The sequence below is a fragment of the Aquimarina sp. ERC-38 genome (assembly GCF_026222555.1).
Taxonomy (GTDB): Bacteria; Bacteroidota; Bacteroidia; order Flavobacteriales; family Flavobacteriaceae; genus Aquimarina.
Map to the genome: position 1 here is coordinate 435,598 of NZ_CP098511.1, position 25,944 is coordinate 461,541.

Sequence of the window (25,944 nt, forward strand, 5' to 3'; positions counted from 1 at the left end):
TATTGAATTTAATTCATTGATAACTAATTAATTAAAAAATATAAAATAATTAATTATTTAATTGCCAATTGTAGTCTTTATAAGAAATTTTGGCATTTGGTCGAATAGTAGTCGTTGCATATTGATTTAAAAAATCAATCAAACTTCCCTCTGTTTTAAAATCTTTTGAAAACCAATTGAATATTTTAGATATTTCTACTCTGTCTTCATTAATAGAATTATAGGTTGTGTTGTTTATAAATTGCTTTGTTAATACATCTAATTGCTTTTGTACATTATCTGTTGTAAAAGCTTTATTGGACAAAGCAGGGCAGGAAACAGAAGCACAGTTTATCCCGAAATGTATTCGGGGATCTCCTAACTTTCTCAAAACTTTATGTTCAACATCATTTAGATTGTAGCGTTCCTCGCCTAATTGAAAGAAACGTTGTCCCCAGGGATCTTTTATATCTTTAATACTGGTGATCGGATAGTTATCTAAAATCAGTTTAATCGTAAACGCATTATAAGCATTCATCCAAAAGGCTAGCTTACTATTTTTAGTATCCTCTTCACTGGGAACCTTATTGGACAGCATTTTTAAATAAGTATCTAGCTTTTGTTGATCTTGTTGAAAACCCTTGTAGTTTACTTTTCCCTGGTCTGTCACATGTTTTGAAAGTAATTCATTCCATAATGCGTGTTGACTTGCTATTTTTGTCTGGTTGGATTTATCTTTATCAACTGACCTTGCAACAGCTACTTTTTCTTTTTTGGGTATTGTTTCTTCCGGAAAGTTGTCAGGTGCTTTTTCTTCAATAGGAATAGGAGGCCTGTTGACTTTTTGATTATTCTTACTTTCCGTATCTAGATTTCTTTTTTTAACAGCATCGGTAACCGCACTGTCTTCGGGTATGGTTTTATTAGCTTCTGTTTTTTTTGAAATGGTACTATCGGAAACTTTTTTTTCGTTGGAACCTTTATTCTTTTCTTGACCAAAAGAAGTATTTGAACTACAAGACAGTAAAAAGAATATAGTAGTTAAATAAATAAAACCTGTTTTCATAACTATACTTTGCGCAAATTTACAAGATGAGTTACAAAACTTAAGCCAAACTAGTATAAAACTTGTGATAATTTCACTTCGCTATATATTTTAAATAATAACGGTACAGTGCTTCCGGACTGGCTCCTAATGTTTTTTTTAAATGAATTAGAAAAAAGTGATATTGTAACGTCCAGATTCCATGTTCCCTATATTTTCGTGCTGAAGTTTTAATAATTTTAGGAATTACACAAAAAGCGTCTTCTTTATAAAGCCTGGAAATAAATTCATTATCTTCATAAATTTTATAGGCTTCATCAAAACCTCTGACATCTTCAAAAAGAGATTTTGTTATAAAAAGACTCTGATCACCGCCTCTACAATATTTACTGTCAAATCTGGTAAACCAAGCTATAAATTGCAACCACCAGTGGGTATCGTCAAACTGCATACGGAAACAACCGGCATTGACACCTTTTTTTATCTCTGCTAATATATATTGGTCAAAGTATTTAGGTGGATAACTATCAGAATGTAAAAAATATAAAATTTCACCTTCTGCAATCGAAGCTCCGTGATTCTGTTGAATAGCCCTTCCTTTTTCGGACTGAGAAATTTTTATTTTACGACAACAACATCCTGAATGTTTTTTGCTTTGTATGTAATTTGATATGGCATATACCGTACCATCAGAACTTTTTCCGTCAACAATTAAAATTTCGGTAATTAAGGCATCACTACTATGAGAAAATAAATGATCCAGAAAAACCCCTATGGTTTTTGATTCGTTATAAACCGGAACAATAATACTTATCATATTCTTTTTATCGCATTAACATCTATTAATGCTTACCCCTTTAATCAATTACAACTTTAAAATTACCTACATCCTATATGGTCTATAACGATAACATACAATCAGAGTTACCAGACAATGTAGCAACTTTCTTTTTAAAGCAAATTTAACTATTAAAAAAGACTATTTAACAAAATATGAAGATATTCCCGGGAGATTTGGAAAAATAAGTAGTAAAGGCTCAGGGCAAGCTTCTCGCCCAAACATTTCCATTTCAAAACAAAAAAAGGAAAAAACTTTACGATTGTTCCTCTATTAACGTTGGTCTACTAGGGCTCCCTTTGGTAGAAGGCTCAGGGCAAGCTTCTCGCCCAAACATTTCCATTTCAAAACAAAAAAAGGAAAAAACTTTACGATTGTTCCTCTATTAACGTTGGTCTACTAGGGCTCCCTTTGGTAGAAGGCTCAGGGCAAGCTTCTCGCCCGAACATTTCCATTTCAAAAACAAAAAAGGAACAAACTTTACGATTGTTCCTCTATTAACGTTGGTCTACTAGGGCTCCCTTCGGTAGAAGGCTCAGGGCAAGCTTCTCGCCCAAACATTTTCATTTCAAAAACAAAAAAGGAACAAACTTTACGATTGTTCCTCTATTAACGTTGGTCTACTAGGGCTCCCTTTGGTAGAAGGCTCAGGGCAAGCTTCTCGCCCAAACATTTCCATTTCAAAAACAAAAAAGGAACAAACTTTACGATTGTTCCTCTATTAACGTTGGTCTACTAGGGCTCCCTTCGAATAGAAGGCTCAGGGCAAGCTTCTCGCCCAAACATTTCCATTTCAAAAACAAAAAAGGAACAAACTTTACGATTGTTCCTCTATTAACGTTGGTCTACTAGGGCTCGAACCTAGACTCTTCTGGACCAAAACCAGACGTGTTGCCAGTTACACCATAGACCATTAACCTAATGCGGGTGCAAATTTAAAACATTCTTTTAGGTATCCCAACTAAATTAAATATTTTTTCAAAAAAATTAGTTATAAAAGCAACAATTAAAATAACTACCCGTCTTATGAATATTAAGGATAAGGCGAATAAAGAATTGACAAAAGGTATTTTATTATTAAATTCGCCACACTGTATTTAAGAACAAAATTTATGGGCACATTTGATTTTAGCAAATGGAATAAAATTTTAGGCTGGGTAACTTTTTTAATAGCGATAACCGTATATGCTTTAACGGTTGAACCTACCGCCAGTTTCTGGGATGCAGGAGAATATATCGCTACCTCTTCAAAATTACAGGTAGGGCATCCCCCGGGAGCCCCCCTCTTTCAAATGATCGGGGCTTTTGCCTCTATTTTTGCCAGCGACCCAACTTCAGTAGCTTTAGCAGTTAATATGACCTCTGCATTTGCTAGTGCTTTTGCCATTTTATTTATGTTTTGGTCCATAACCTTATTGTTACGAAAAATTATCCGTATTGAAGAAGAATTTACTACTGGTAAGGGAATTGCCGTATTAGGAAGTGCTTTTGTAGGCTCTTTGGCTTTCGCTTTTACCGATAGTTTTTGGTTTAATGCCGTAGAAGCCGAGGTTTATGCCATGGCCACCTGTGTATTGTCCATTATGTTTTACCTGGGGCTATTATGGGATCGAGATATGCATAAACCCAGGGGAGACCGCTGGCTAATTCTAATTGCATTTGTTGCCGGACTGTCTTTTGGGATACATTTTATGGGATTGCTTTCTATTCCCGCCATTGGACTTCTGTATTACTTTAAGAATTACAAAGTAACCATAAAGAGTTTTATCGTTGCGAATATTACGGTAATTGCCATTCTACTTTTTATATTTAAACTGCTCTTACCTTCTACCCTTAAATTATTTGGTGGGCTGGAAGTATTTTTTGTAAATAGTCTAAGTATGCCCTTTAATTCCGGAACCATATTTACCGCTTTAATTATTGCTGTTGCCTTTTATTATGCGTTACGTTCCAGCCGAAATAAAGGCTATCGTGCCCTTTATACCGGGCTGCTTTGTACCGTTTTTATCCTAATAGGTTTTTCCAGTTGGATTATGTTACCGATCCGTGCCAATGCCGGTACGGTTATTAATGAAAATAACCCAAATAACGCCCGGGAACTATTAGCGTATTACAATATGGAGCAATACCCGGAAACCCACTTGTTCTACGGCCCCCAATTTACAGAGATTTATTCCGGACTGGATGAAGATGATCCCTATGAGGATGATAAACCAAAATATGAGAAAAATACAAAAACAGGTAAGTACGAAATTGTAAACGACTGGAAAAACGCTAAGCAAAATATTGACGATAACCACAAATCCATCCTACCCCGAATGTGGAGTACGGAGCATATTGCCAATTATATGGATTTTACCGGTCCGATTAAGTTTACTATCAAACCGGAATACCAGGATCAAGAAGAATTATTACAAGCCGTTTCACAATTCCGTAGAAAATACGCTACGGGGCAATTGGACAACGATGATTATAACAAATTTTTACGCTCGTTTGGTAAATACCTTGACGTAGAAAAACCTTCATTAGGTGCTAATATAGCTTACTTATTAGAGTACCAGATGGGATATATGTACTGGCGTTATTTTATGTGGAATTTTGCCGGACGACAAGATGATAATCAGGGGAGGTATACGGATTTACAAGGTAACTGGCTAAGTGGTATTAAATGGATTGATGAATTACACTTAGGTTCGCAGGATAACCTACCTACGGATGCTACTAAAAATAAGGCAAGAAATACCTATTATTTTCTTCCGCTTATCCTAGGATTGATCGGTTTGGCTTTCCATTCTCAAAAAGATTTAAAAAGCTTTTGGGTTTTATTAATATTTTTTCTTTTTACCGGCCTGGCTTTGAAAATTTATTTAAACGAACGCCCATTTGAACCCAGGGAACGGGACTACGCTCTGGTGGGTTCTTTTTACGTATTTTCTATCTGGATTGGATTTGGGGTGTATGCTTTATTTGATATGCTGAAGGAATACCTAAAACCTAAAATCCTGGCACCTATTGTAACCGCAGTATGCTTCTTAGCAGTTCCGGTGTTATTAGCTTCAGAAAATTGGGATGATCATGACCGTTCTAACCGGTATACGGCGCAATCTATGGCAAAAATGTACCTGCAATCCTGCCAGGAAGATGCTATTTTATTTACTATCGGGGATAATGATACCTTTGCCCTGTGGTATGCGCAAGAAATTGAAGAGTACCGTACGGATGTACGAACTGTAAACACCAGTTTGTTTGCTACCGACTGGTATATCGATCAAATGAAACGAGCAGCCTATGAAGGAAAACCCATTCCTTCACAACTCACCCATGAATTTTACCGTTTTGGAAGTAATGATGTGGTCTATCATAAACCAATCACGAAAGATACTATGTTGATCCAAAACTGGATGAAGTGGATACAATCTGATGACCCCAGGACTAAAGGAGATCTGCAAAATGGTAAAAAAGTAAACACTTTTCCAACCAAGCATGTTCGCATTCCGGTAGATAAAGAAACGGTTCTTAAAAATGGAATTGTAAAACCTGAAGATGCGGATTTAATTGTGCCTTATGTAGATATTTATATTAAAAACGATATCCTGTTAAAGAACCGCTTGTTGATGCTGGATATTATTGCTAATAATAACTGGGAGCGACCAATTTATTTTACCGGAGGTAGTTTTGGGGATGATGACTATTTATGGATGAAGGATTATTTACAACTTGACGGGGTAACCTATAAATTAGTACCTATCAGAACGCCGGTTGATAAAAGAAACCCTTATGAAATGGGACGAATTGATACCGACCTTATGTATGATAACGTCATGAGTTGGAACTGGGGAAATAGTGAAAATCCAGATATCTATCATGACCCTGAAACCCGAAAAAATGCAATTACCTATCGAAGTAACCTGGCTAGATTAGTCGAGGCTTTGCTAGCTAAAGGAGATAAGAAAAAAGCTAAAGAAGTATTGGACCTGGGTATGGAAAAAATGCCAATTGAGTATTATGAATATTATACTTTACTGGAACCCTATGTAACCGGATATTATCAAGTAGGAGAAAAAGAAAAAGCCAGGGATTTGTGGAATAAAATTGCTAAAAAATACCAGGAACAACTTACTTATTTCGGCAACCTTGACCTAGAGAAACAATATGAATTTGCCAGTGATATTGTAAGCAATGTAGAAAGGTACCGTAGTGTAGTCGACTTGTTAGTCATGAATAGGGATCAGGAACTTGTTAAAGAAAAAGCAGGGGAATTTAACGAATATCTAAACATGTTTACCAGACTCTATTCTGATGATGAGAAATACGATAATAAAGCAGTTCCAGCAACTCCGGAAAGCTTACAGAGAGAGTTAAAGGATAGTCAGCCCATATTAGATACTTTAGAAAAATAAGTATTTGTATTGGTTATACAACTTTTGTTACATTTTGAGAAAAAAGCGTCAATCCGCGTGGACCAGAAGGGCAGGTTCGAATGTTATTTATAATGAAATGAAGAATAATAGCCTTCCTTGAACTTAATTTAGGATATCGAGTGCTTAGATTCAACTCAGGATGAAATAGCTTTTGACTAAAATCCTTATCATCCGGAGCCAGGTCAAAAGACTTGGTTGTTCTGTTGAAATGGTTGAAGCAAACTTCTTCCTTTAGTCGAAGTACTCGATTGACACATTTTATAAGATTAATTATTCCAAATGCACCACGGGTAGAAGTAGTAAAGAACCTAAACAAATTCTTTAATCAGATTAATAAGCGTATTGGCATTCTGTTCACCGCTTTGCCTCCAGGTCATTTCCCCGTCTTTATAGATGATTAATGTAGGCAATCCTTTAATTCGTAAAGCAGTTGCCAGTTCTTCATTTTTATCTACGTCAATCTTAATAACCTTGCATTTATCGCCCATGGCAGCAGCCACATCTTTTAGGACAGCATGCATGGCTACGGAGGGTTCACTCCATTCCGTATAAAAAGAAAGTAAAACCGGGATTTGTAAATCTATTAATTCCCCAAATTTTGACATATAATTGTGTTTTAGTTAGTACTTAAACTAAGTGTTTTATATAAATGGGTTCACTTAGCAATGGATAAATATACTATTAATTACAAAAGTTAAGATGAAACCTCCCTTTTTAGCTCGATAATCGTAATCTCAGGCCAGATACCTACCCGCCCCGGAAAAGCATGAAATCCAAACCCCCGATTAACATTTAGAAATTTATTAACCTCTCTATAAATGCCTGCCCACTGTTTGTATACATATTGCACCGGACTCCATTTAATGACTCCGGGAATCTCAATACCAAACTGGAATCCATGCGTATGTCCGCTTAAGGTTAAATGATAATGTTGCGGATGGTTTTTTACCTCATACTCCCAATGCGAGGGATCATGACTTAGTAAAATCTTAAAATCTTCTTTGTTCACCCCTTGAGAGGCTACGCCTAAATCACCTGCTTTTTTAAAATTATGCCCCCAGTTTTCCACACCAATAATCGCCAGGCGTTCTCCATCTTTTTCAATAAATCGATTTTGATTTAATAAAAGGTCAAAATCGATTTTTTTATGAATATCCTTTATGGCCTGAAAGTTTGCATCTTTTGCAGCCTGCGTATCCCAAGTAACGTATTCTCCGTAATCATGATTTCCCAACACTGAAAATTTACCAAAAGTTGGGGTTTTAATACGTTTAAACGTATCAATCCAATCATCCATTTCAGAGGCTACGGTATTTACAATATCTCCGGTAAACAATATTAAATCTGTTTGTTGTTTGTTGATCAGATCAATGGCATATTCAATCTTTGCGGATTCGTCAAAACTTCCGGAATGAATATCAGATATTTGGGTCAGTCGAAAACCATCAAAGGCTTTGGGTAAATCTTTAAAATACAGCGTATGGGTAATGGTTTTAAAATTATACTTCCCCCTTACAATGCCATGAATCAGCCCGACGAATGGTACTGCGGCAATCCCCAAGGCTAATTGACTGATAAATTTTCTACGGTCCGGAATCATTTTTTCCGGAGTTGATCCGTCCGTAAAGGTGTTGCTTAAATAGGTATATCCGGCAATAGATAAACGTATAATATCCTCGCCAAACATAAAAAGCACTAAAATTAGTTTAGGAACCAGGGTAACAAATATTAAACCGCTTGCTCTTAGCGTATATTTGGTAGGGCCTACGCTACGGTCATAATTAGCAAATATGTAAATAGAATATCCTATAATACTAACAGATACCAACACATAAAGCACCTGAATCCAGGTTTGTTTTGTTATTGTTCGAATGGCCTGAAATGCATAAATATCGACAATAGCTACAATAACAATAAGAATAATCCAGCGCATACATAAAATTTAGCAACAAAACTATTCTACCCTCATTTAAAAGTAATTAGTTTTTTGTTAAAATTAAAAACCGAACCTTGTAATTTAGCTCTACCTGACTTTCATAGGTCTATAAATTTATACTTTTAAATATGGGTTATTTATTTTATGGATACGTTTTTTATTCGTAAATTTGTCAAATCATTTGAAGACTAGTAGTAATCAGATATTGATTTTAAAGATATATAAAGTAATTGATAACATAGTTATCAATTTTATTTTGGGGCGAAATGCCGTCATTCTGACGGCATTTCTTTGTTTATAAACCTTCCAAAAAAGCTATGCTGATCTTACCTTAAAATATCCCTTCCACTCGGTACAAGTTGGTTTTACTATACCTGTTTTTAATAATCACTAAATTACCTGCTAAATTTCTAGTTAACAAAATTTACCAATACTCGATTAAAAAAGCTAAAAGTATAGCAAGCATAGTATAGATGGTTGTGAATAAAATAGTTGAGTCAATTTTTGATACACCAACGCTATTATAAACTAAAGCCGTAGACAATTTTATAATACTGATTTTCAATACTATAATGATTAGTCTTGATTCTTGTTTCTAGAAGCGATAGCGACCTGCCCGTCTGCAGGCGGGTCTTGAATCTTTACCGGATACTAATTATTCTTTACTGAACACTAATCATAAGAATTATTAATTTTCAATTCTATTTTACTGTATTCTCACTGATCTTATTTTTATCTTGCATTCCTTATAATCTATTTTCTTATGTCACAAAAACGCTTGTTTTTACTGGATGCCTATGCATTGATTTTTAGAGGTTATTACGCGTTAATTAAAAACCCCAGGATCAATTCCAAAGGCTTAGATACTTCTGCTATAATGGGGTTTGTAAATTCGATGTTTGACGTGATAAAACGAGAAAAGCCGGATCATCTGGCAGTTGCTTTTGATAAAGAAGGCAGCTCGGCAAGAGTAGAAATGTTTGCGGACTACAAAGCGAATCGTGATGAAACCCCGGAAGCCATCCGTATTGCCATCCCAACCATTCATAAAATCTTGGAAGCCATGCATATCCCTATTATTGAAGAGGCAGGCGTAGAAGCAGATGACTTAATAGGTACGATTGCTAAACAAGCTGAAAAAGAAGGGTTCCAGGTATTTATGGTTACTCCCGATAAAGATTACGCACAACTAGTTTCTGAAAATATCTTTATGTATAAACCTGCCCGGATGGGAAATGGCATTGAAATCTGGGGAATCCCAGAAGTGCAAAAAAGGTTTGAAGTAGAACGCCCTGAGCAGGTTATTGATTACCTCGGAATGATGGGGGATTCGGTTGATAATATTCCCGGATTACCGGGTATCGGTGATAAAACGGCTAAGAAGTTTATAGCTGCTTACGGTTCTATAGAAGGCTTGTTTGAAAACATCGATCAGTTAAAAGGGAAGATGAGAGAAAAAGTAGCCGCCAATCAGGAGTTAGGATTGCTTTCTAAGAAGTTGGCTACCATTATGATCGACTGTGATGTTACTTTTAATGCTAAAAACTACGAACTTTCCAAACCGGATTTCGAACAAGTACAGGTGTTATTTGAAGAATTGGAATTCCGCCGCTTGCGGGATCAGTTTTTAAAATTATTTTCAGATGAGGATACTTCGGTGACACAGGTCACTTCTACCTCTACCGCAAAGCAACAGGCGACTACCGCAGGGGCTGGTCAGTTCTCTTTATTTGATACGAATGTGGCAAACGGAGAAGCACCATCCTTTAACAGTCGAAAAACTATTGAAAATACACCTCACTTTTATCAGAACATAAGTCAGGGACTGGGATTAGAATTATTTTTAAGTAAGCTTTCTAAACAAAAACAAGTATGTTTTGATACGGAAACTACAGGACTGGACGCTCTAACCGCAGAATTAGTTGGAATTGCCTTCTCTTGGGAAGCTCATAAAGGCTACTACTTACCTTTTCCTTCAGAAAAAGAAGAAGTACAGCAACTGATTGAAAAACTACGTCCGTTTTTTGAAGATGAAGCCAATACTAAAATTGGTCAAAACTTAAAGTACGATATTAAAGTCCTGGAGAAATATGATGTAGAGGTAAAAGGAACACTCTTCGATACCATGTTGGCACATTATCTGATCAATCCGGATATGCGTCATAATATGGATGTTTTATCCGAAACCTATCTGGACTACACTCCCGTCTCAATTACTGAACTTATTGGAAAAAAAGGAAAGAACCAAAAATCCTTTAGAGAAGTTCCCGTTGAACAACAAACAGAATATGCCGTAGAAGATGCGGATATTACTTTTCAATTAGCCAGCTATTTTACCCCCGAATTAAATGAAGCCAATACGTTAAGCCTTTTTAATGACATTGAAATTCCGTTATTAAGAGTCCTGGCTGCTATGGAATCTGAAGGGATTAATCTCGATGAAGGCTTTTTAAATAGCTTGTCTACGGATCTGGATACGGATATTAAAAAATTAGAAACTTCTATCTATGAAACAGCAGGAGAAGAATTTAATATCGGCTCCCCTAAACAATTAGGAACTGTTCTTTTTGACAAATTAAAACTGGTTGACAAACCAAAGAAAACAAAAACCGGCCAATATTCAACCGCAGAAGATGTACTTTCTTATCTAGCTAAAGACCATACAATCATTCAGGATATTTTGGATTACCGCGGATTATCCAAATTAAAAAGCACCTATGTAGATGCCTTACCTAACCAGGTAAATAAAAAAACCGGCAGGGTGCATACGGATTATATGCAAACGGTTGCTGCCACCGGGCGATTAAGCTCTAACAATCCTAACTTACAAAATATTCCGATCCGAACTGAAAGGGGTCGGCAAGTTCGTAAAGCTTTTATTCCGCGAGATGAAAATTATATCTTACTTGCTGCAGATTATTCTCAAATAGAACTTCGGATTATTGCGGCTTTAAGTCAGGAAGAAACCATGATGCAGGCCTTTACTAACAACGAAGACATTCATGCTTCCACGGCTTCCCGGGTATTTAACGTTCCACTAGAAGAAGTCACCCGCGAACAACGAAGCAATGCAAAAACGGTAAATTTTGGTATCATCTATGGGGTTTCCGCTTTTGGGTTAAGCAATCAGACCAATCTATCCCGAGCGGAGTCTAAAGAATTGATTGACACATATTATAAAACTTATCCCAAACTACGCCAATATATGAGCGGACAGGTAGATTTTGCCAGGGAACATGGATATGTACAAACGGTTCTGGGCAGAAGACGATATTTAAAAGATATTACCTCAGCAAACAATGTTGTCAGGGGAGCCGCCGAACGGAATGCTGTAAATGCCCCGATTCAAGGAAGTGCTGCCGATATTATTAAAATTGCCATGATTTCTATTTACAACAAATTAAAAGAAGGTAATTACAAGACAAAAATGCTATTACAAGTGCATGATGAATTGGTTTTTGACGTCCATAAAGATGAACTACAAGAGGTATCTAAGATGATCCAATACGAAATGGAAAACGCTTACAAATTAGAAGTACCTCTTGATGTTGAACTAGGAACCGGGCAAAATTGGCTGGAGGCGCATTAAATTACCGATATTCTGGGTTTTCAAATGACCAATGGGTACCGGCATCCCAGGCCTCACGTGAATTCCCATAGTTGGAATAGCCTCCAATATTCTTTAAGGCTAAAGCCAGGTGTAATAAATTATAGGTCATAAAGGTGGTATTTCTATTGGTGAAATCAGAAGTAAAACCTACCGGAGGATTGATTTCTTTATCCTTCCATTCCGTATCCCCGTAGCTAGGCCCCGGCCCTACTTCACCAATCCAACCGCAATCTGCTTGTGGCGGAATGGAATATCCGACATGCTGTAAGGCATAGAGTATTCCCATTGCGCAATGTTTTACTCCATCTTCATTTCCGGTAACCATACATCCTCCTACTTTTCCGTAGAAAATATATTGCCCTTTATCGTTTGTCTTACTGCTCATCGCATACAAACGTTCAATTAATTTTTGAGCTTCAGAGGATTTTTCTCCTAACCAGATCGGCGTACCTATAATGAGAATATCCGCTTTATTAATTTTCTGAAATAGTTCCGGCCAATTGTCTTCTGTAAATCCATGCTCAGTCATGTCCGGGTACACCCCGGGAGGTATCTGATGGTCAATAAAACGAATGGCTTCAAAGTTTACTTTTTCTTTTTCTAAGATTTGTTGTGAAACCCTCATGAGTCGCTCCGTATGACTTTTATTAGGAGATTTTTTAAGGGTACAGTTTATATATACTACGTTAAGGTTACTAAAATCAGGCTTACTCATGGATTACTTTTAAATATTTCCTTAAAAGTAACCTAATTGAAATACGATGTTTGTTAGGTAGCTAACAGTTGAGAGAAAAGATTTTATGGATTGGTTGATAATAGTTATCTTTTCATTTAAGCTTTCTTTATAATAACTTCACAATATTATTACTTATATATCATAAGCTTTTAAAACCTTATCAAAATTTTGAGATTTAATAAAACTTTGTTTCTTTTTATTTACCTGAATAATACTTAAAAAACCTAAATTGACTAGAATTCTAAGGTCAGATCTGGCAGTAAAATTAGAAATATTAAATCGAGATTCAATCTCTTTAACACTCAAAATTCTATCTGAATCATCATTTACAATTTTTAAAATTTGAGCCATTCTATCATTTACATTAGGGATTTTCATAAACTTAGCCGCCTGAAAAACTTCTTTTTGTTTTTGATTTATATATTTTTTCAATGCTTCGTAAGCCTTCTGCATGGTTTTTATATGATATGTTATAAAGTACCCTAAATCATTTCTATCAAATTCTGTATATAAATATGCTTTCTCATATTGAACTTTAGTATCTTTTATTATTTTTGATATAGATAAATATTCAGTTAACCAGTATCCATTCCTTAACATGTACCAGTAGAATAAAGCCCTGGCCGTTCTTCCGTTTCCATCAGTAAAAGGATGAATATAGCCCATCATAAAATGAATTATACAACCCTTTATTATTGGATGCACGAAATTCTTAGGAGAACTATTGAAAAAATTACATAAGTCATTTATTAAATTTTCTAATTCACCCTTGGCAGGAGGAGTATGAACTATTTCTCCATTAATATTATTTATAACATGAACATCATTACTACTTCTAAATTTCCCAACATCTTGCTGATTATCCAAAGTTTTATATGATATCAATTGATGAATATATAAAATTTTTTCTGGGGTGATTTCTTCATTTTTATTTTGAACAATATGTTTCATTGTTATGAAATTATTCATAATCATTTGTTCTGATTTATTTTTAGGTTTTTTCCTATCCTGAATCATTTCCCTTGCCTTTTTTCTTGTAGTCACAGCTCCTTCCATTTGACTACTTGAAATAGCTTCTTCCATGATTGAATTAATTACATATTTTGTTTTGTCAGTTTCAGCAATTCCAATATTACTACTTAAGGTTCCGCCGATGTGTAAGTCAAACTGATGCAAAGCTTGTTGCATATAATCAGTTATAAAATAGGTGAAGTCATGGTTTCCAAAAGAAATTGATTTGGAATATAATAAGCGATGAAATTTAATTGTAAACCATAATTCTTCTTGATTATAATCCTTTGAAATAAATTTATATTTTAACTTATCCCAATAAAGATAGGAATCTAGTATTTCTTTTAAAATTCCCTTTTGCTGTAGCTTCGTTATAAGTGTAAAATAATTGTTTTTATATTGCTCATTAAACTTTGGTGGGAATTCGATCATGATGATAATTTCTACGAAATTAAATAAAATAGCGAGATTATCTATAAATCTCGCTATTTTTACTTTAAAGTAATATATTTGATGACCAAGTTAAAACTTACACATTTATCATTTATCTCCTCGAAGTCAAATCCCTATAAAAATCATAATAATTTAAAAACGTTGGTATCACCGGGCCATTAAATTGATTCGCTCCGTTAAACAGGATGCAAATAGCAATATTATTTTCAGGATCTACCATTAATTGTCCTTTGTACTGATTGACGTTGCCCCCGTGATATACAATTTTACGTCCGTGGTAATCCAGTATCCGCCAACCTTTAGCATAATAAGATTTAGTAACCCCTTCCCAAAGATTTACGTAAGAACTGTTCCCTTTAGTCTCCACTTCAGGAGTAAAAATAACGTTCAAACTTTCCTTTGAAATAATATCCGGTCGATAGCCTAGTAGTGCTTTTAAATACTCTCCCATATCTGTAATAGAAGCATTAATTCCTCCAGCAGCTACCACATTATAATAATTAGGATGAATAGTAGTTAAGGTATATTTATTAGTATATCGATTCAACTTATGTGGTAAGGCTACGTTCGGATTTGCAATAATACTTTCATAAGAGGCTGATGCAGTTTTCATTCCCAGAGGATCAAAAAGACGCTTTTGTAACAATTGCCTAAACGTAATCTCCGTTTTGGCTTCCATAACCTTTTCCATTATAGAAAATACTGCATTTTGATAGGCATAGGTAGTACCTTCTTCGGCTACTGTATTTGCATACCTAAATCCGGCAATAATATTATCTAAAGCTAAGCCTTTATGAATCAGTTTTGTATTGGTATATTTATAAAGCCCGGAAGAATGGCTAAGTAAATGCGTAGCTGTAAGCCGATTTGCCTGCTCCATATTTTTTAAAGTAAAAGAAGGAACCAACTCCCTAATATTTTGATCCCAGGTAAGCAAGCCATTATCTACCAAATTTCCGGCAAGTACTGCCGTAACCCCTTTGGATAAACTGGCAATCCGAAAAACCGTATGTACATCTACGGAATCCGTACTTTTTAATTTCTTTACCCCAAAACCTTTTTTATAAATTACCGTCGAATCTTTAACAATAACCACCGCAGCTCCGGGACATTCTGATATATTAAAACTAGTGGTAAAAAATTTATCGTAATGATCTACAAAAAGCTGTAAAGAATCTACTTTCGGCTTTTGAATGCTATCCGAGATTCCTATTTGTATAGTATTTTCTTTAGGTTCTACCGTAGAACAAGAAGCAATCATTCCGGTTAAAAAAAGCAGGTGACATATCCATTTCATAAAAGCAATCATTTTTGTAAAAATAGAAGTTATAAAACAAAACGATATGTTGCTTTGATCAAAAATGTATTTTCCGGTTGTTGATTAAAAATTTGATTGTCGATATTGTCAAATAATCGATTATCTGCATCTCCATCCCCATTAATTCCCTGTGACCAAACTAAAAATATCTCGGATCCGGGAATATATTCCCACCTAAGTACCAGATTGGAACGAAACTGCACAAAAGCAAAATCCGGGTTGTCAAAAGTATAATCGGGTGTCATCCTTTGATTGGGATTTTCAGTAACTTGATATTCGTCATCAACTAGTTGTATTTGATTGGTATTATACAACTGTACCCGATCGGATAACTCCTTAGCCACCGGATTATCTACATAATTAAAATCCGTATACTTTCCGTTAGAAACAAAAGGTTGCCCGTAATACTGAATGGATAAATTAGGATTGATACTGTAGTTTAAGCGAATACTGGTACTTAAGGTTTTTTGTAAAATGTTACCGGTTATGTATCTCTTGCTTTCGCCAAAATCAACATCCGTCACATATTGCGTTTTATTCGGGCTTATATTATAACTGGTATCTACAGAAAAATTAAACGCGTTAAAGGGTTGATACCCAAAATTAAATACAAATCTTTTAAAAGAAAAACTATTATCTACCGCAGCAGCATACACATGTCCCATGGTAAATTGGAACTTCTTTTGCGGGTTTGAGTTAAAAAATAAAAAGCCAATATTTTCATCTGAAAAACGGAACCTGGGTCCGCCCCTCAGAAAAAACGGATTAAAAATTCGGGGTTTATGAACTACCCCGGCGAACAATTGCCAGTTATTTTTAAAATTAATTTCTGTTTCTAACTGATATTGTATTCGATTGTAATTTCCTTCAAAATCAAAAGCCGTAAATTGTTCAAAACCTATGGCCATTTGCCGGTAGAACTTCTTTGGTTTTAAAAATAAATAATTCACTTCGGCAAACTGTTTAAACTCGTCTGCCCTTCTTAGAAAGCCTACGTCGTTTAGTTCCAATTCGGGAGAACGCCAATCAATACCTCCTTCATATCGCCAATTACCTCCACCGGATTTACCACTTCTTAGTTTCCCCCCGGTACCGGTCAAACTGGTACGGGTAGAATCTAATTGAACATGACTTGCATCAATCCTTCCAAAATTATGAGTCAGGGATTCTTGCGTATCAAAAATCGCTTCCGGTGAACCGATGACATGACTGGAAACAAAATTGCCTTCTATAAAATAATTACGGTCTTTCCAGGTATGCCGGATATCTAGACCTCCGGTATACGCTGCTTTTCTTAAAAAATTAAGGTTATTTTCACGAAGGCCGATTAGTTCCCGGGTTTCATCCGTATTCTCATCAGTAAAATCGATATTATTAATATCACTTAGGTTGCGATTGGTTGCTGTAAAAATACCGCCAATAAAAGAATTACGTTTATTAAAGTCTTTTTGTACCCGGGTTACGATGTAATTAGTGAGTGGTTCGACAATAGCTTCTCGTTGATTTCCATCTTCATCTTCTATTTGTGCAATTTCCTGTGCTGTCACACTCTCTAAAAAACCAATAGACCATCCGTTCTTTGTTTTCCCACTAAATTTAGCTGCCCCTAAAATGGTGGTGTTTAAAGGAACCTGAGAAAACTCACTGGTAACAATACCATCTCCAAAAGAGCCCTGCGGGTTTCGACCGATTCTCCGGGAATAGAACACATTATCTTCACGGTCTGCAAATTGATAATCAAAAATGTTCTTGTTTTCCACAAAAAAGGGACGTTGTTCTTCAAAAAATATTTGAAACCCATCCAAAGCAATCGCGGCCGGGTCTGCTTCTACCTGTCCAAAATCCGGGTTTACGGTAAGGTCCAGCGTAAGATCGTTGGTAATTCCGATTTTAGCATCCAGGCCACCGTTCAACTTAAAATCATCTCCATCCCTAAACGGATTTCCGGGTTCTTCCGGGTAGGTATCATATTGTACTACGGAGAATGGCTGAATTTCTAATTGTTTCTGCGGTTTGATATCAATCAATCCGTGCAGTTCCCCAAATTCACTAACAAAACCTGCAGCTTCCAGCGGAATACGTTGCCAGACCGAACGCTCATCTTCTCGAAATAACAAACGGGTTACCTGCAATCCCCAAATCTGCTCTTTACTTTTCCCAAATTTTAATTGGCTTAACGGAATTTTAGCTTCAGCAGTCCAGCCATTAGCACCAATTTTAGAAGCGGCATACCAGATGGGGTTCCAACTTTCATCCCAGTTATCTCCATTTTGACTTACAAATTCATCTCCCTTAACTCCTGCTGCTGTAATAGTAAAGGAAAAAGCAGTTCTTTTATCATGATAGCTATCAAAAATAATGCTAATTCGGTCTCCTGCAAATCCGTCGCGCCGGGACAATCGTTTTTCAATTTTTTCCGGAGACGTATCAAAACATTCAAAAGCTACGTATAAATAAGTCTGATCGTACAGAATTTTGAATCTTGATTGTTGACTTGGGGGCGTACCTTCATCAGGGTTACGTTCTATAAATTTTTCTGACCAGGGCACTAAATTCCAGCTATTTTCGTCGATAATCCCATTTATTTTCAGCGTACTGTTTGTTGTAACAGGTTGCGTGGTATAAATCTTTTTTGGAACAGTTACACTTTTATTTTGGCCATATACCAATAAAGACATCGATAATAAAACTATCAGAAAAGGCAACTTCATAAGATATTTACGTTCAAAATTTAAGCTATGCACTAAAGAAAATATAGTGAACATAACTACTACGATTTCCTAAAAAATGACGATACAGGTTAGCAGGCATGATACCTGACAAGATGTTGTATTGGATTTGTATGAATTAGATTCAAAGTAAAGAGGAATGCGGTAAGTACCCTATGCAATTAGTAAAAAATTAACAACGAAATTCGTTACTGAATAATCCTGCGTTTGTTATTTGCTATCTAAATATATAATTGTACATTTGCACCCCTATTTTGTATAGGAAAGGAATGTTTAATTTGCTTGTATAGAACAAGCTGTAAAAAAAAATTTGTGTGGACACATTAAGTTACAAAACAGTATCTGCAAATAAAAAGACCGTTTCAAAAGAATGGGTACATGTAGATGCTGAAGGACAGACTTTAGGACGCCTCTCCTCTGTAGTAGCGAGAATACTGCGAGGAAAGCACAAGCCTAACTTTACCCCACACGTTGATTGCGGTGATAATGTAGTAATTACAAACGCTGAAAAAATCAATTTAACAGGAAAAAAGTGGACGGATAAATCGTATATCCGGCACACTGGTTATCCTGGTGGGCAAAGAAGTCTTACAGCTCAGGAATTATTTGATAAAAATCCGGAGCGACTCATTGAAAAATCGGTTAAGGGGATGCTACCTAAAAACAAATTAGGTGCTGCTTTATTCCGTAATTTAAAGGTATATGCCGGGACTGAGCATTCTCATGGAGCCCAGCAGCCTAAAACTATTAACTTAAACGAATTTAAGTAATGGAAACAATTCATAAAATTGGCCGAAGAAAAACCGCGGTTGCCAGAGTGTATATGAAAGAAGGTTCTGGTAAAGTAACCATTAACAAGAAAGATCTTGCGGACTACTTTCCTACTGCTACCTTACAGTATAAGGTAAACCAACCTTTAACCCTAACTGAAAATACAGATAAGTACGACTTATCCGTAAATGTATACGGGGGTGGGATTACCGGTCAGGCAGAAGCGATCCGATTGGCTATCTCAAGAGCTATCTGTGAAGTAGATGTTGAGAACCGTAGCATTTTAAAACCGGAAGGTTTATTAACCAGAGACCCGAGAATGGTAGAGCGTAAAAAATTCGGACAGAAAAAAGCGCGTAAGAAATTCCAGTTCTCTAAACGTTAAAAACGAAAATTTATTCGTTACCGCTTTTACTTACTATTATTAGAAGTAGAAGCAATTAAAAACTATAATTAATTAGTTTTTGTTGTTACTTGGATAATGCTCGTTGTTTCTAAGCTAAATAAAAAGTACAGAACAATGATATCCTGAAACAAGTTCGGGACAAGGGTTAGTTTAGCATCTAAATGGATAAGGCCGTACTAAATAAAGTAGCCACTTATACATTGCTATTGCAACAGAACGTAAACTATTACAAAAATGGCAAATAACATTGAAGTAAAAGAATTACTTGATGCAGGGGTACATTTCGGACACCTGACAAGAAGATGGGACCCAAATATGGCTCCTTATATTTATATGGAACGTAATGGTATCCATATTATTAATTTATATAAAACTGCAGCAAAAATTGATGAGGCCAGTCAGGCACTTCATAAAATTGCAGCTTCCGGAAGAAAAATCCTTTTTGTAGCTACTAAAAAGCAAGCAAAAGAAATCGTTGCTGAAAAAGCAGCAAAAGCAAACCAACCTTATATTACCGAAAGATGGCCGGGCGGAATGCTTACTAACTTTGTAACGATCAGAAAAGCTGTTAAAAAAATGGCTTCTATAGACCGGATGAAAAAAGATGGTACTTTTAACACCCTTTCTAAAAAAGAACGTTTACAAGTAGATCGTTTAAGAGCTAAATTAGAAAAGAACTTAGGTTCTATATCTGATATGACCCGACTACCGGGAGCTTTATTCATCGTAGATATTACCAGAGAACATATTGCCGTAAAAGAAGCACAGAAATTAAACATTCCTATCTTTGCTATGGTGGATACTAACTCTGATCCCCGACAGGTGGATTATGTAATCCCTTCTAACGATGATGCTTCAAAGTCTATTGATAAAGTAATGACTTTTGTAAGTGATGCGATTATCGAAGGTTTAACGGAAAGAAAAGCAACTAAAGACGCTCCTAAAGAAAGTCAAAGTGCTGCAGCAGCAAAACCTAAAGCCGAAGAAAAGCCAAAAGCTGAAGAAAAGGTTGCGGTTCCTGCACCTGCAAAAGCCGAAGCAGCGGTGGAAACGGTGGCTACCGAAGCACCCGCAAAACAAGAAGAAGAATAAATTTGATTCTTAACCAGATTAATTGATACTAATATCCCAAAGCCGTTTAATTTTTTACTGTTACGTATAAATTAAACGGCTTTTTATTAACACTACAAATAAAAAAGATATGGCAAAAATTTCAGCCGCAGAAGTTAGTAAACTTCGTAAAGCTACCGGTGCCGGTATGATGGATTGTAAAAAAGCACTTGTTGAAGCAGAAGGAGATTTTGACAAGGCAATTGCAGTACTACGTAAAAAAGGACAAAAAATAGCCGAAAAAAGAGCGGACCGGGATTCTAGCGAAGGTGCCGTAATTGCAAAAGTAAATGAGCAAAACACAAAAGGTGTGATTGTATCACTGAACTGTGAGACAGATTTTGTAGCCAAAAATGATACGTATGTACAAATGGCTCAAAAAATGGCAGAAATCGCTTTGCAGTCCGGAGCACAATCTAAAGAAGATTTTTTAGCTACCGAATATGAGAACGGGTTGACTGTTCAGGAAAAATTAACGGAACAAACCGGGGTTATTGGTGAGAAAATTGAAGTAGGTGGTTATAAAACCTTAGAAGCCCCTTTTGTAGGTTCTTATATCCATGGAAATAAGATCGGAGCTTTAGTCGGTTTATCAGAAGCAGTAGATAAAGCACCGGAAATCGCTAAAAATGTTTCCATGCAGGTTGCTTCTATGGGAGCTACCACGCTATCTTACCAGGATTTTGACCCTGATTTCGTAGCCTCTGAGACGGATGCACGAATTGCAGCGATTGAAAAAGATAATGAAGAGTTACAACGTTTAGGTAAAACCTTAAAAAACGTACCTCAATTTATTTCCAGATCACAGCTTAGTGACGAAGTAATGGCTAAAGCCAAACAAGATATCGAAGCAGAATTAAAAGCCGAAGGAAAGCCGGAAAAAATCTGGGATAAGATTGTACCTGGTAAGTTAGAAAGGTTTGTTTCTGACAATACTACCTTAGATAATGAAAAGGCCTTACTAGATCAGCGATTTATTATGGATGAAAAACAAAGTGTTGCTCAATATGTAGCTAGCCAGGGTAATGTAAAAGTAGTTGGTTTTGAAAGAGTATCTTTAGGATAACGATCATTCACTGATAATACTATAATGAGAGACTGCTTTAAAAGTGGTCTCTTTTTATTTTAGCAATTTATAGTTTTTTACTATTCTAAGTAAAAAGTCAGGTTTGTCTAAAAATACAACTAGAAAAAGCCTATCATTTATTATTCATCAAAGCCTCTCGTACAATTTCAGATTATCGCTATATTTGCCCAAAATTGAAATAAAAAGCTAACCTTCCTATGAAATACAAAAGAATCTTACTAAAACTCTCCGGGGAAGCTTTAATGGGAGAACGGCAATATGGTATTGATCCTAAAAGACTAGCAGAATATGCCGAAGAAATTAAAAAGATTACGGATGAGAATGTAGAAGTAGCTATTGTTATTGGCGGAGGTAATATATTCAGGGGAGTTGCAGGTGCTAGTAAAGGTATGGATCGGGTACAGGCGGATCATATGGGGATGTTGGCTACGGTTATTAACGGACTTGCTTTACAAAGCGCCTTGGAAGATGCGGACATTCCTACCCGTTTACAATCTGCTATTAAAATTAATGAGGTGGCCGAACCTTTTATCAAAAGAAGGGCTATTCGTCACCTGGAGAAAGGAAGGGTTGTGATTTTTGGAGGAGGTACCGGTAATCCGTATTTTACTACAGATTCTGCTGCCGTGCTTCGGGCTATTGAGATTAATGCAGATGTGATTTTAAAAGGTACTCGGGTAGATGGAATTTACACTGCAGATCCGGAAAAAGATAAAAAAGCAACTAAATTTGATTTTATCACTTTTGATGATGTACTTCGTAAGGGATTAAAAGTAATGGACACCACGGCTTTTACTTTAAGTCAGGAAAATGAGTTGCCTATCATCGTTTTTGATATGAATAAGTCCGGTAACTTATTTAAAGTACTATCTGGAGAAGCAATCGGAACAAAAGTAAATTTATAAAATAACCTGCGTATATATTTTATTCCTATATTCACTTATCGTAAATACCTCTAGTATAATATTGAAATGGAAGAAGAGATTGATTTTATTTTAGACTCAACAAAAGAATCTATGGAAGGTGCTATCAAACACCTTGAAAATAAATTATTAGTAATACGCGCAGGTAAAGCTGCCCCTGCTATGTTAAGTGGAGTAATGGTCGAGTACTACGGCTCTCCTACCCCTTTAAACCAGGTAGGAAATGTAACTACCCCTGATGCCCGAACCTTAAGCATCCAACCTTTTGAAAAATCCATTATTTCTGAAATTGAGAAAGGGATACAAATGGCAAATTTAGGTTTTAACCCAATGAACAATGGGGAGAGTGTGATCATTAGTGTTCCGCCTCTTACGGAAGAAAGAAGAAGGGATTTAGTAAAACAAGCAAAAGCCGAAGCAGAAGATTCTAAAGTCGGGGTTCGAAACGACCGAAAAAATGCAAATAACGAAATTAAAAAACTAGAGAAAGAAGGACTATCAGAAGATATGGCTAAAAATCTGGAAGCTGATGTTCAAGATCTTACTAACAAGTACATTAAGAAAATTGATGATATGCTGGTAGTAAAGGAAAAAGAAATCATGACGGTTTAAAATAGAATCGCGGTTTTATAGGAGTTTTATTTATTAAACGAAAGGGGTTTTAAAATGATCCTTAATGACTTTTTTGATGACCAACTTTCAACATCATAGATTTACTAGTAATTAAAACTTGTTAGAGCATTTCAGATTGTATCAGATAGAGCAGTATTTTTGTATATTCTTTTGGTTCTTTTTTAAAAGAAATTGCCTTTCACATTTAAAACCCCTTGTTAAAAATCAGATATGATAGTTTCAAACTATTTTCAGATTTTAATTTAAGTCACAGACCTTCATACAATACCTACCACCATATAAATATAGAAAACAATTGGATTTTTTAGTTTAGCTTCTACTTTACGACTAAAAATAAGTGTTACTGTCTATATTTTAAAAACCTGGTTCTTTTAAAAGGCTTCAAATTAGTACCTTTGCCAACTTATTTCAACATATGATCAAATTTTTTACTTTAGGATTTTGGGATACCATAGCAGGTATTATCTTAAGAAACAGGGCGATCATATTAGCAGTCATCATAGGCATTACCGTATTCCTTGGGTTTCAGTGGCAACATATGCGCTTTTCATTTTCCGAAGCTAATTTATTACCTGATGATCATGAAGTAAATCAGCAATACGAACAATTTCTTGAACGATTCGGAGATGAAGGAAACCTGATTGTCATGGCAATTAAGGATAGTACTTTGTTTACTCCTGAAAAATTAAAAGCCTGGAATCAATTTAATGCTTCCTTTAAACAGTACAGCGAGATTGACCTGGTGATTTCCTTAAATAATTTAAAAGTACTGGAAAAAAAGGAGAACCCTGCACGTTTTGACATGGTTCCGTTTCTTAAAGATTCCGTATATACGAATGAGACTGTAAACAATTACAAAGAACAGCTCTTTAATCAACTGCCTTTTTATGAAGGATTAATTTATAGTAATAAATCCAAAACGCTACAAAGCGCTTTATATTTAAACAGGGATATCGTTAATACCATTATCCGGAAGAATTTTATTGAAAAAACATTGAATCCAGCCATACGCGAGTTTGAGGAACGCTATCAAACGGATATTAAGGTTTCCGGAATGCCGTATATCCGTACGATGAATTCGCAAAATATTATGGATGAAATTCAGATTTTTATCCTGGCTGCTTTACTAGTAACTTCTCTTATTTTCTTTTTCTTTTTTCGGTCGTTTAGAGCTACGTTTATTTCTATGATTGCTGTGATCATAGGAGTGATGTGGGCATTTGGACTATTAGGATTGTTACAATATGAAATTACGGTTCTTACAGCTATTATTCCCCCTCTGGTTATTGTTATAGGAATTCCCAACTGTATCTTTTTGATTAATAAATACCAACAGGAGATCGAGAAACACGGTAATAAAACTTTATCTTTACAACAGGTAATTACTAAAGTTGGAAATGCTACGTTAATGACCAATATTACCACAGCTTCCGGTTTTGCTACTTTTGCCTTGACTGAAAGTAAATTATTAAAGGAATTTGGTATTGTTGCTGCAATTAATATTGTAGCCCTTTTTATATTATGCCTACTTGTAATTACTATTATATACAGTTATTTACCTACTCCTAAAGAACGCCACTTAAAACACCTGCGGAAGGGCTGGGTAGATCATCTGGTCAACTGGATGGAGCATATGGTTAAGAACCAAAGGATTACTATTTATATAGTGTCAATTCTCATTTTGATTACCAGTATTATCGGTATTTATACGATTCGGGTGTCTGGGAGTTTATTAGAAGATATGCCTAAATCAGCAGGGTTTTATAAGGATATCACTTTTTTTGAAGAAGAGTTTGATGGTATTATGCCTTTAGAGATTTTGATAGATACTAAAAGAGAAAAAGGGGTTTTAAAGCTACCTACACTCCGTAGAATGGATGAACTGGGAGCACTTCTTGCCGAGATTCCGGAATTGTCCAAACCCTTATCCATTGTGAACCTGGTGAAATATGCAAAACAAGCTTATTATAATAATAATCCGGCTTATTATCAATTACCTACCAATCAGGAACGAAACTTTATCTTACCTTATCTTAAAAATTTTGAATCCGAGACTAATACTTTAACAAGTTATGTAGATAGTACAGGTCAATATGCACGTATGACTGTCTTTATGAAAGATGTAGGGACTGAAGAGATGGAACGTATCGAAATGATGATCGGGCCCAAGATTGAAAAGTTATTTCCTAAAGATCGATATAATGTGGCCTTTACCGGAAAAGCACTTATTTTTCAAAAGGGAACGAACTACCTGGTGCGAAATCTGATTTTTTCCTTAGGATTGGCTATTGTACTTATTGCCCTATTTATGGCCTGGATGTTCCGTTCATTTAAAATGATTTTAATATCCTTAGTCCCTAATCTATTACCCCTCTTAATGACCGCAGGATTGATGGGCTTTTTAGGAGTACCTATCAAACCTTCGACCATTTTGGTTTTTAGTATTGCTTTCGGAATTTCCGTAGATGACACTATACATTTTTTAGCAAAATATCGACAGGAATTAAAATCCAATAAATGGAAGATCCGTAAATCTGTTTTTGCTTCTTTACGGGAAACAGGACTAAGTATGTTTTATACTTCTACCGTACTTTTCTTTGGGTTTTCGGTATTTATGCTATCAAGTTTTGGGGGAACCAAAGCTTTGGGAGGATTAATTTCTGCAACTTTGTTATTTGCAATGTTGGCAAACTTATTATTGCTACCTTCCCTTTTACTTTCTTTAGAACGAAATATTGCTAATAAGAAAACTTTAAAAGAACCTACCCTAAACATCATACCGGAAGAAGAAGATATCTCAACTAAAAAGAAGTAATTCTCTGTAATTAACTTATAAAATCTGAGAATTCCGGAAACCCCCTGGTAAATGTATATATTATAAACGTCAAAGCCCCGCCACTTCTGGCGAGGCTTCTGCATGATAGATTACCCCAAAATC

General features: G+C 35.7%; 17 protein-coding genes and 1 tRNA gene. 9 read left to right on the top strand and 9 right to left on the bottom strand.

Annotated elements, in window-relative coordinates; all coding sequences use genetic code 11:
• Nucleotides 1–49 precede the first annotated feature (49 nt).
• The 3 genes from NBT05_RS01925 to NBT05_RS01935 all read right to left on the bottom strand — a co-directional run bounded on the left by NBT05_RS01925 (nucleotide 50) and on the right by NBT05_RS01935 (nucleotide 2,775).
• Nucleotides 50–1,045 (bottom strand): DUF547 domain-containing protein, encoded by a 996-nt coding sequence (locus NBT05_RS01925; protein WP_265771737.1) that lies wholly within the window; start codon nucleotides 1,043–1,045, stop codon nucleotides 50–52.
• A 73-nt stretch (nucleotides 1,046–1,118) separates the two neighbouring features.
• Nucleotides 1,119–1,841, bottom strand: coding sequence for a TIGR04283 family arsenosugar biosynthesis glycosyltransferase (locus NBT05_RS01930; RefSeq protein WP_265771738.1), 723 nt, complete (start codon nucleotides 1,839–1,841; stop codon nucleotides 1,119–1,121).
• Nucleotides 1,842–2,702: 861 nt separating this feature from the next.
• Nucleotides 2,703–2,775: transfer RNA gene (locus NBT05_RS01935), tRNA-Gln, on the bottom strand.
• A 199-nt stretch (nucleotides 2,776–2,974) separates the two neighbouring features.
• Between NBT05_RS01935 and NBT05_RS01940 the strand changes: the two genes are divergently transcribed.
• Nucleotides 2,975–6,262: a DUF2723 domain-containing protein gene (locus NBT05_RS01940; protein ID WP_265771739.1), complete on the top strand. Its 3,288-nt coding sequence runs from the start codon at nucleotides 2,975–2,977 to the stop codon at nucleotides 6,260–6,262.
• 329 nt (nucleotides 6,263–6,591) lie between these two features.
• Here the strand turns inward: NBT05_RS01940 and NBT05_RS01945 are convergent, their stop codons facing one another.
• Nucleotides 6,592–6,888 carry a thioredoxin family protein gene (locus tag NBT05_RS01945; RefSeq protein WP_265771740.1) on the bottom strand — a complete coding sequence of 99 codons (297 nt, stop codon included), beginning with the start codon at nucleotides 6,886–6,888 and terminating at the stop codon, nucleotides 6,592–6,594.
• Between the two features lie 89 nt (nucleotides 6,889–6,977).
• On the bottom strand, nucleotides 6,978–8,216 hold the full coding sequence (locus NBT05_RS01950) for a metallophosphoesterase (RefSeq protein WP_265771741.1): 1,239 nt from the start codon (nucleotides 8,214–8,216) through the stop codon (nucleotides 6,978–6,980).
• 766 nt (nucleotides 8,217–8,982) lie between these two features.
• On the opposite strand from NBT05_RS01950, the gene polA reads away from it, so the two are divergent.
• Complete coding sequence (gene polA / locus NBT05_RS01955; protein WP_265771742.1) at nucleotides 8,983–11,808, top strand: DNA polymerase I; 2,826 nt, start codon at nucleotides 8,983–8,985, stop codon at nucleotides 11,806–11,808.
• 1 nt (nucleotide 11,809) lies between these two features.
• Here polA and NBT05_RS01960 read toward each other — a convergent pair whose 3' ends face one another.
• The 4 genes from NBT05_RS01960 to NBT05_RS01975 form a co-directional block, all read right to left on the bottom strand.
• Nucleotides 11,810–12,544 carry a flavodoxin family protein gene (locus NBT05_RS01960; protein ID WP_265771743.1) on the bottom strand — a complete coding sequence of 245 codons (735 nt, stop codon included), beginning with the start codon at nucleotides 12,542–12,544 and terminating at the stop codon, nucleotides 11,810–11,812.
• 153 nt (nucleotides 12,545–12,697) lie between these two features.
• Entirely contained in the window at nucleotides 12,698–14,008 is a 1,311-nt protein-coding gene (locus NBT05_RS01965) for a Fic family protein (RefSeq protein ID WP_265771744.1), read from the bottom strand.
• 112 nt (nucleotides 14,009–14,120) lie between these two features.
• The gene (locus NBT05_RS01970; protein ID WP_265771745.1) at nucleotides 14,121–15,326 is read right to left on the bottom strand and encodes a serine hydrolase domain-containing protein; all 1,206 of its coding nucleotides are present in this window, start codon (nucleotides 15,324–15,326) and stop codon (nucleotides 14,121–14,123) included.
• Nucleotides 15,327–15,355: 29 nt separating this feature from the next.
• The gene (locus NBT05_RS01975) at nucleotides 15,356–18,058 is read right to left on the bottom strand and encodes a DUF5916 domain-containing protein (RefSeq protein WP_265771746.1); all 2,703 of its coding nucleotides are present in this window, start codon (nucleotides 18,056–18,058) and stop codon (nucleotides 15,356–15,358) included.
• A 332-nt stretch (nucleotides 18,059–18,390) separates the two neighbouring features.
• Between NBT05_RS01975 and rplM the strand changes: the two genes are divergently transcribed.
• The 7 genes from rplM (at nucleotide 18,391) to NBT05_RS02010 (ending at nucleotide 25,821) form a co-directional block, all read left to right on the top strand.
• Nucleotides 18,391–18,846 (top strand): 50S ribosomal protein L13, encoded by a 456-nt coding sequence (gene rplM / locus NBT05_RS01980; RefSeq protein ID WP_265771747.1) that lies wholly within the window; start codon nucleotides 18,391–18,393, stop codon nucleotides 18,844–18,846.
• Nucleotides 18,846–19,232, top strand: a complete 387-nt coding sequence (rpsI, locus tag NBT05_RS01985; RefSeq protein ID WP_265771748.1) for a 30S ribosomal protein S9 — start codon at nucleotides 18,846–18,848, stop codon at nucleotides 19,230–19,232. The genes rplM and rpsI overlap by 1 nt, the downstream gene beginning before the upstream one ends.
• Before the next feature lie 255 nt (nucleotides 19,233–19,487).
• The gene (gene rpsB, locus NBT05_RS01990) at nucleotides 19,488–20,345 is read left to right on the top strand and encodes a 30S ribosomal protein S2 (protein ID WP_265771749.1); all 858 of its coding nucleotides are present in this window, start codon (nucleotides 19,488–19,490) and stop codon (nucleotides 20,343–20,345) included.
• A gap of 109 nt (nucleotides 20,346–20,454) precedes the next feature.
• Complete coding sequence (gene tsf, locus NBT05_RS01995) at nucleotides 20,455–21,429, top strand: translation elongation factor Ts (protein WP_265771750.1); 975 nt, start codon at nucleotides 20,455–20,457, stop codon at nucleotides 21,427–21,429.
• A gap of 218 nt (nucleotides 21,430–21,647) precedes the next feature.
• Nucleotides 21,648–22,355, top strand: a complete 708-nt coding sequence (gene pyrH, locus NBT05_RS02000; protein ID WP_265771751.1) for a UMP kinase — start codon at nucleotides 21,648–21,650, stop codon at nucleotides 22,353–22,355.
• A 66-nt stretch (nucleotides 22,356–22,421) separates the two neighbouring features.
• Entirely contained in the window at nucleotides 22,422–22,985 is a 564-nt protein-coding gene (gene frr, locus NBT05_RS02005) for a ribosome recycling factor (RefSeq protein WP_265771752.1), read from the top strand.
• Nucleotides 22,986–23,421: 436 nt separating this feature from the next.
• A complete protein-coding gene (locus tag NBT05_RS02010) occupies nucleotides 23,422–25,821 on the top strand; it encodes an efflux RND transporter permease subunit (protein ID WP_265771753.1) in 2,400 nt (799 codons plus the stop codon).
• The last annotated feature ends 123 nt before the right edge of the window (nucleotides 25,822–25,944 follow it).

Excerpts from the sequence above, each read along its gene's own strand:
- NBT05_RS01970 (WP_265771745.1), bottom strand. The coding sequence starts at position 15,326 with ATGAAATGGATATGTCACCTGCTTTTTTTAACCGGAATGATTGCTTCT.
- polA (WP_265771742.1), top strand. The coding sequence starts at position 8,983 with ATGTCACAAAAACGCTTGTTTTTACTGGATGCCTATGCATTGATTTTT.
- NBT05_RS01965 (WP_265771744.1), bottom strand. The coding sequence starts at position 14,008 with ATGATCGAATTCCCACCAAAGTTTAATGAGCAATATAAAAACAATTAT.
- NBT05_RS01925 (WP_265771737.1), bottom strand. The coding sequence starts at position 1,045 with ATGAAAACAGGTTTTATTTATTTAACTACTATATTCTTTTTACTGTCT.
- rpsB (WP_265771749.1), top strand. The coding sequence starts at position 19,488 with ATGGCAAATAACATTGAAGTAAAAGAATTACTTGATGCAGGGGTACAT.
- rpsI (WP_265771748.1), top strand. The coding sequence starts at position 18,846 with ATGGAAACAATTCATAAAATTGGCCGAAGAAAAACCGCGGTTGCCAGA.
- NBT05_RS01945 (WP_265771740.1), bottom strand. The coding sequence starts at position 6,888 with ATGTCAAAATTTGGGGAATTAATAGATTTACAAATCCCGGTTTTACTT.
- NBT05_RS01960 (WP_265771743.1), bottom strand. The coding sequence starts at position 12,544 with ATGAGTAAGCCTGATTTTAGTAACCTTAACGTAGTATATATAAACTGT.
- NBT05_RS01975 (WP_265771746.1), bottom strand. The coding sequence starts at position 18,058 with ATGAAGTTGCCTTTTCTGATAGTTTTATTATCGATGTCTTTATTGGTA.
- NBT05_RS01950 (WP_265771741.1), bottom strand. The coding sequence starts at position 8,216 with ATGCGCTGGATTATTCTTATTGTTATTGTAGCTATTGTCGATATTTAT.
- NBT05_RS01940 (WP_265771739.1), top strand. The coding sequence starts at position 2,975 with ATGGGCACATTTGATTTTAGCAAATGGAATAAAATTTTAGGCTGGGTA.
- NBT05_RS01930 (WP_265771738.1), bottom strand. The coding sequence starts at position 1,841 with ATGATAAGTATTATTGTTCCGGTTTATAACGAATCAAAAACCATAGGG.
- pyrH (WP_265771751.1), top strand. The coding sequence starts at position 21,648 with ATGAAATACAAAAGAATCTTACTAAAACTCTCCGGGGAAGCTTTAATG.
- frr (WP_265771752.1), top strand. The coding sequence starts at position 22,422 with ATGGAAGAAGAGATTGATTTTATTTTAGACTCAACAAAAGAATCTATG.
- NBT05_RS02010 (WP_265771753.1), top strand. The coding sequence starts at position 23,422 with ATGATCAAATTTTTTACTTTAGGATTTTGGGATACCATAGCAGGTATT.
- tsf (WP_265771750.1), top strand. The coding sequence starts at position 20,455 with ATGGCAAAAATTTCAGCCGCAGAAGTTAGTAAACTTCGTAAAGCTACC.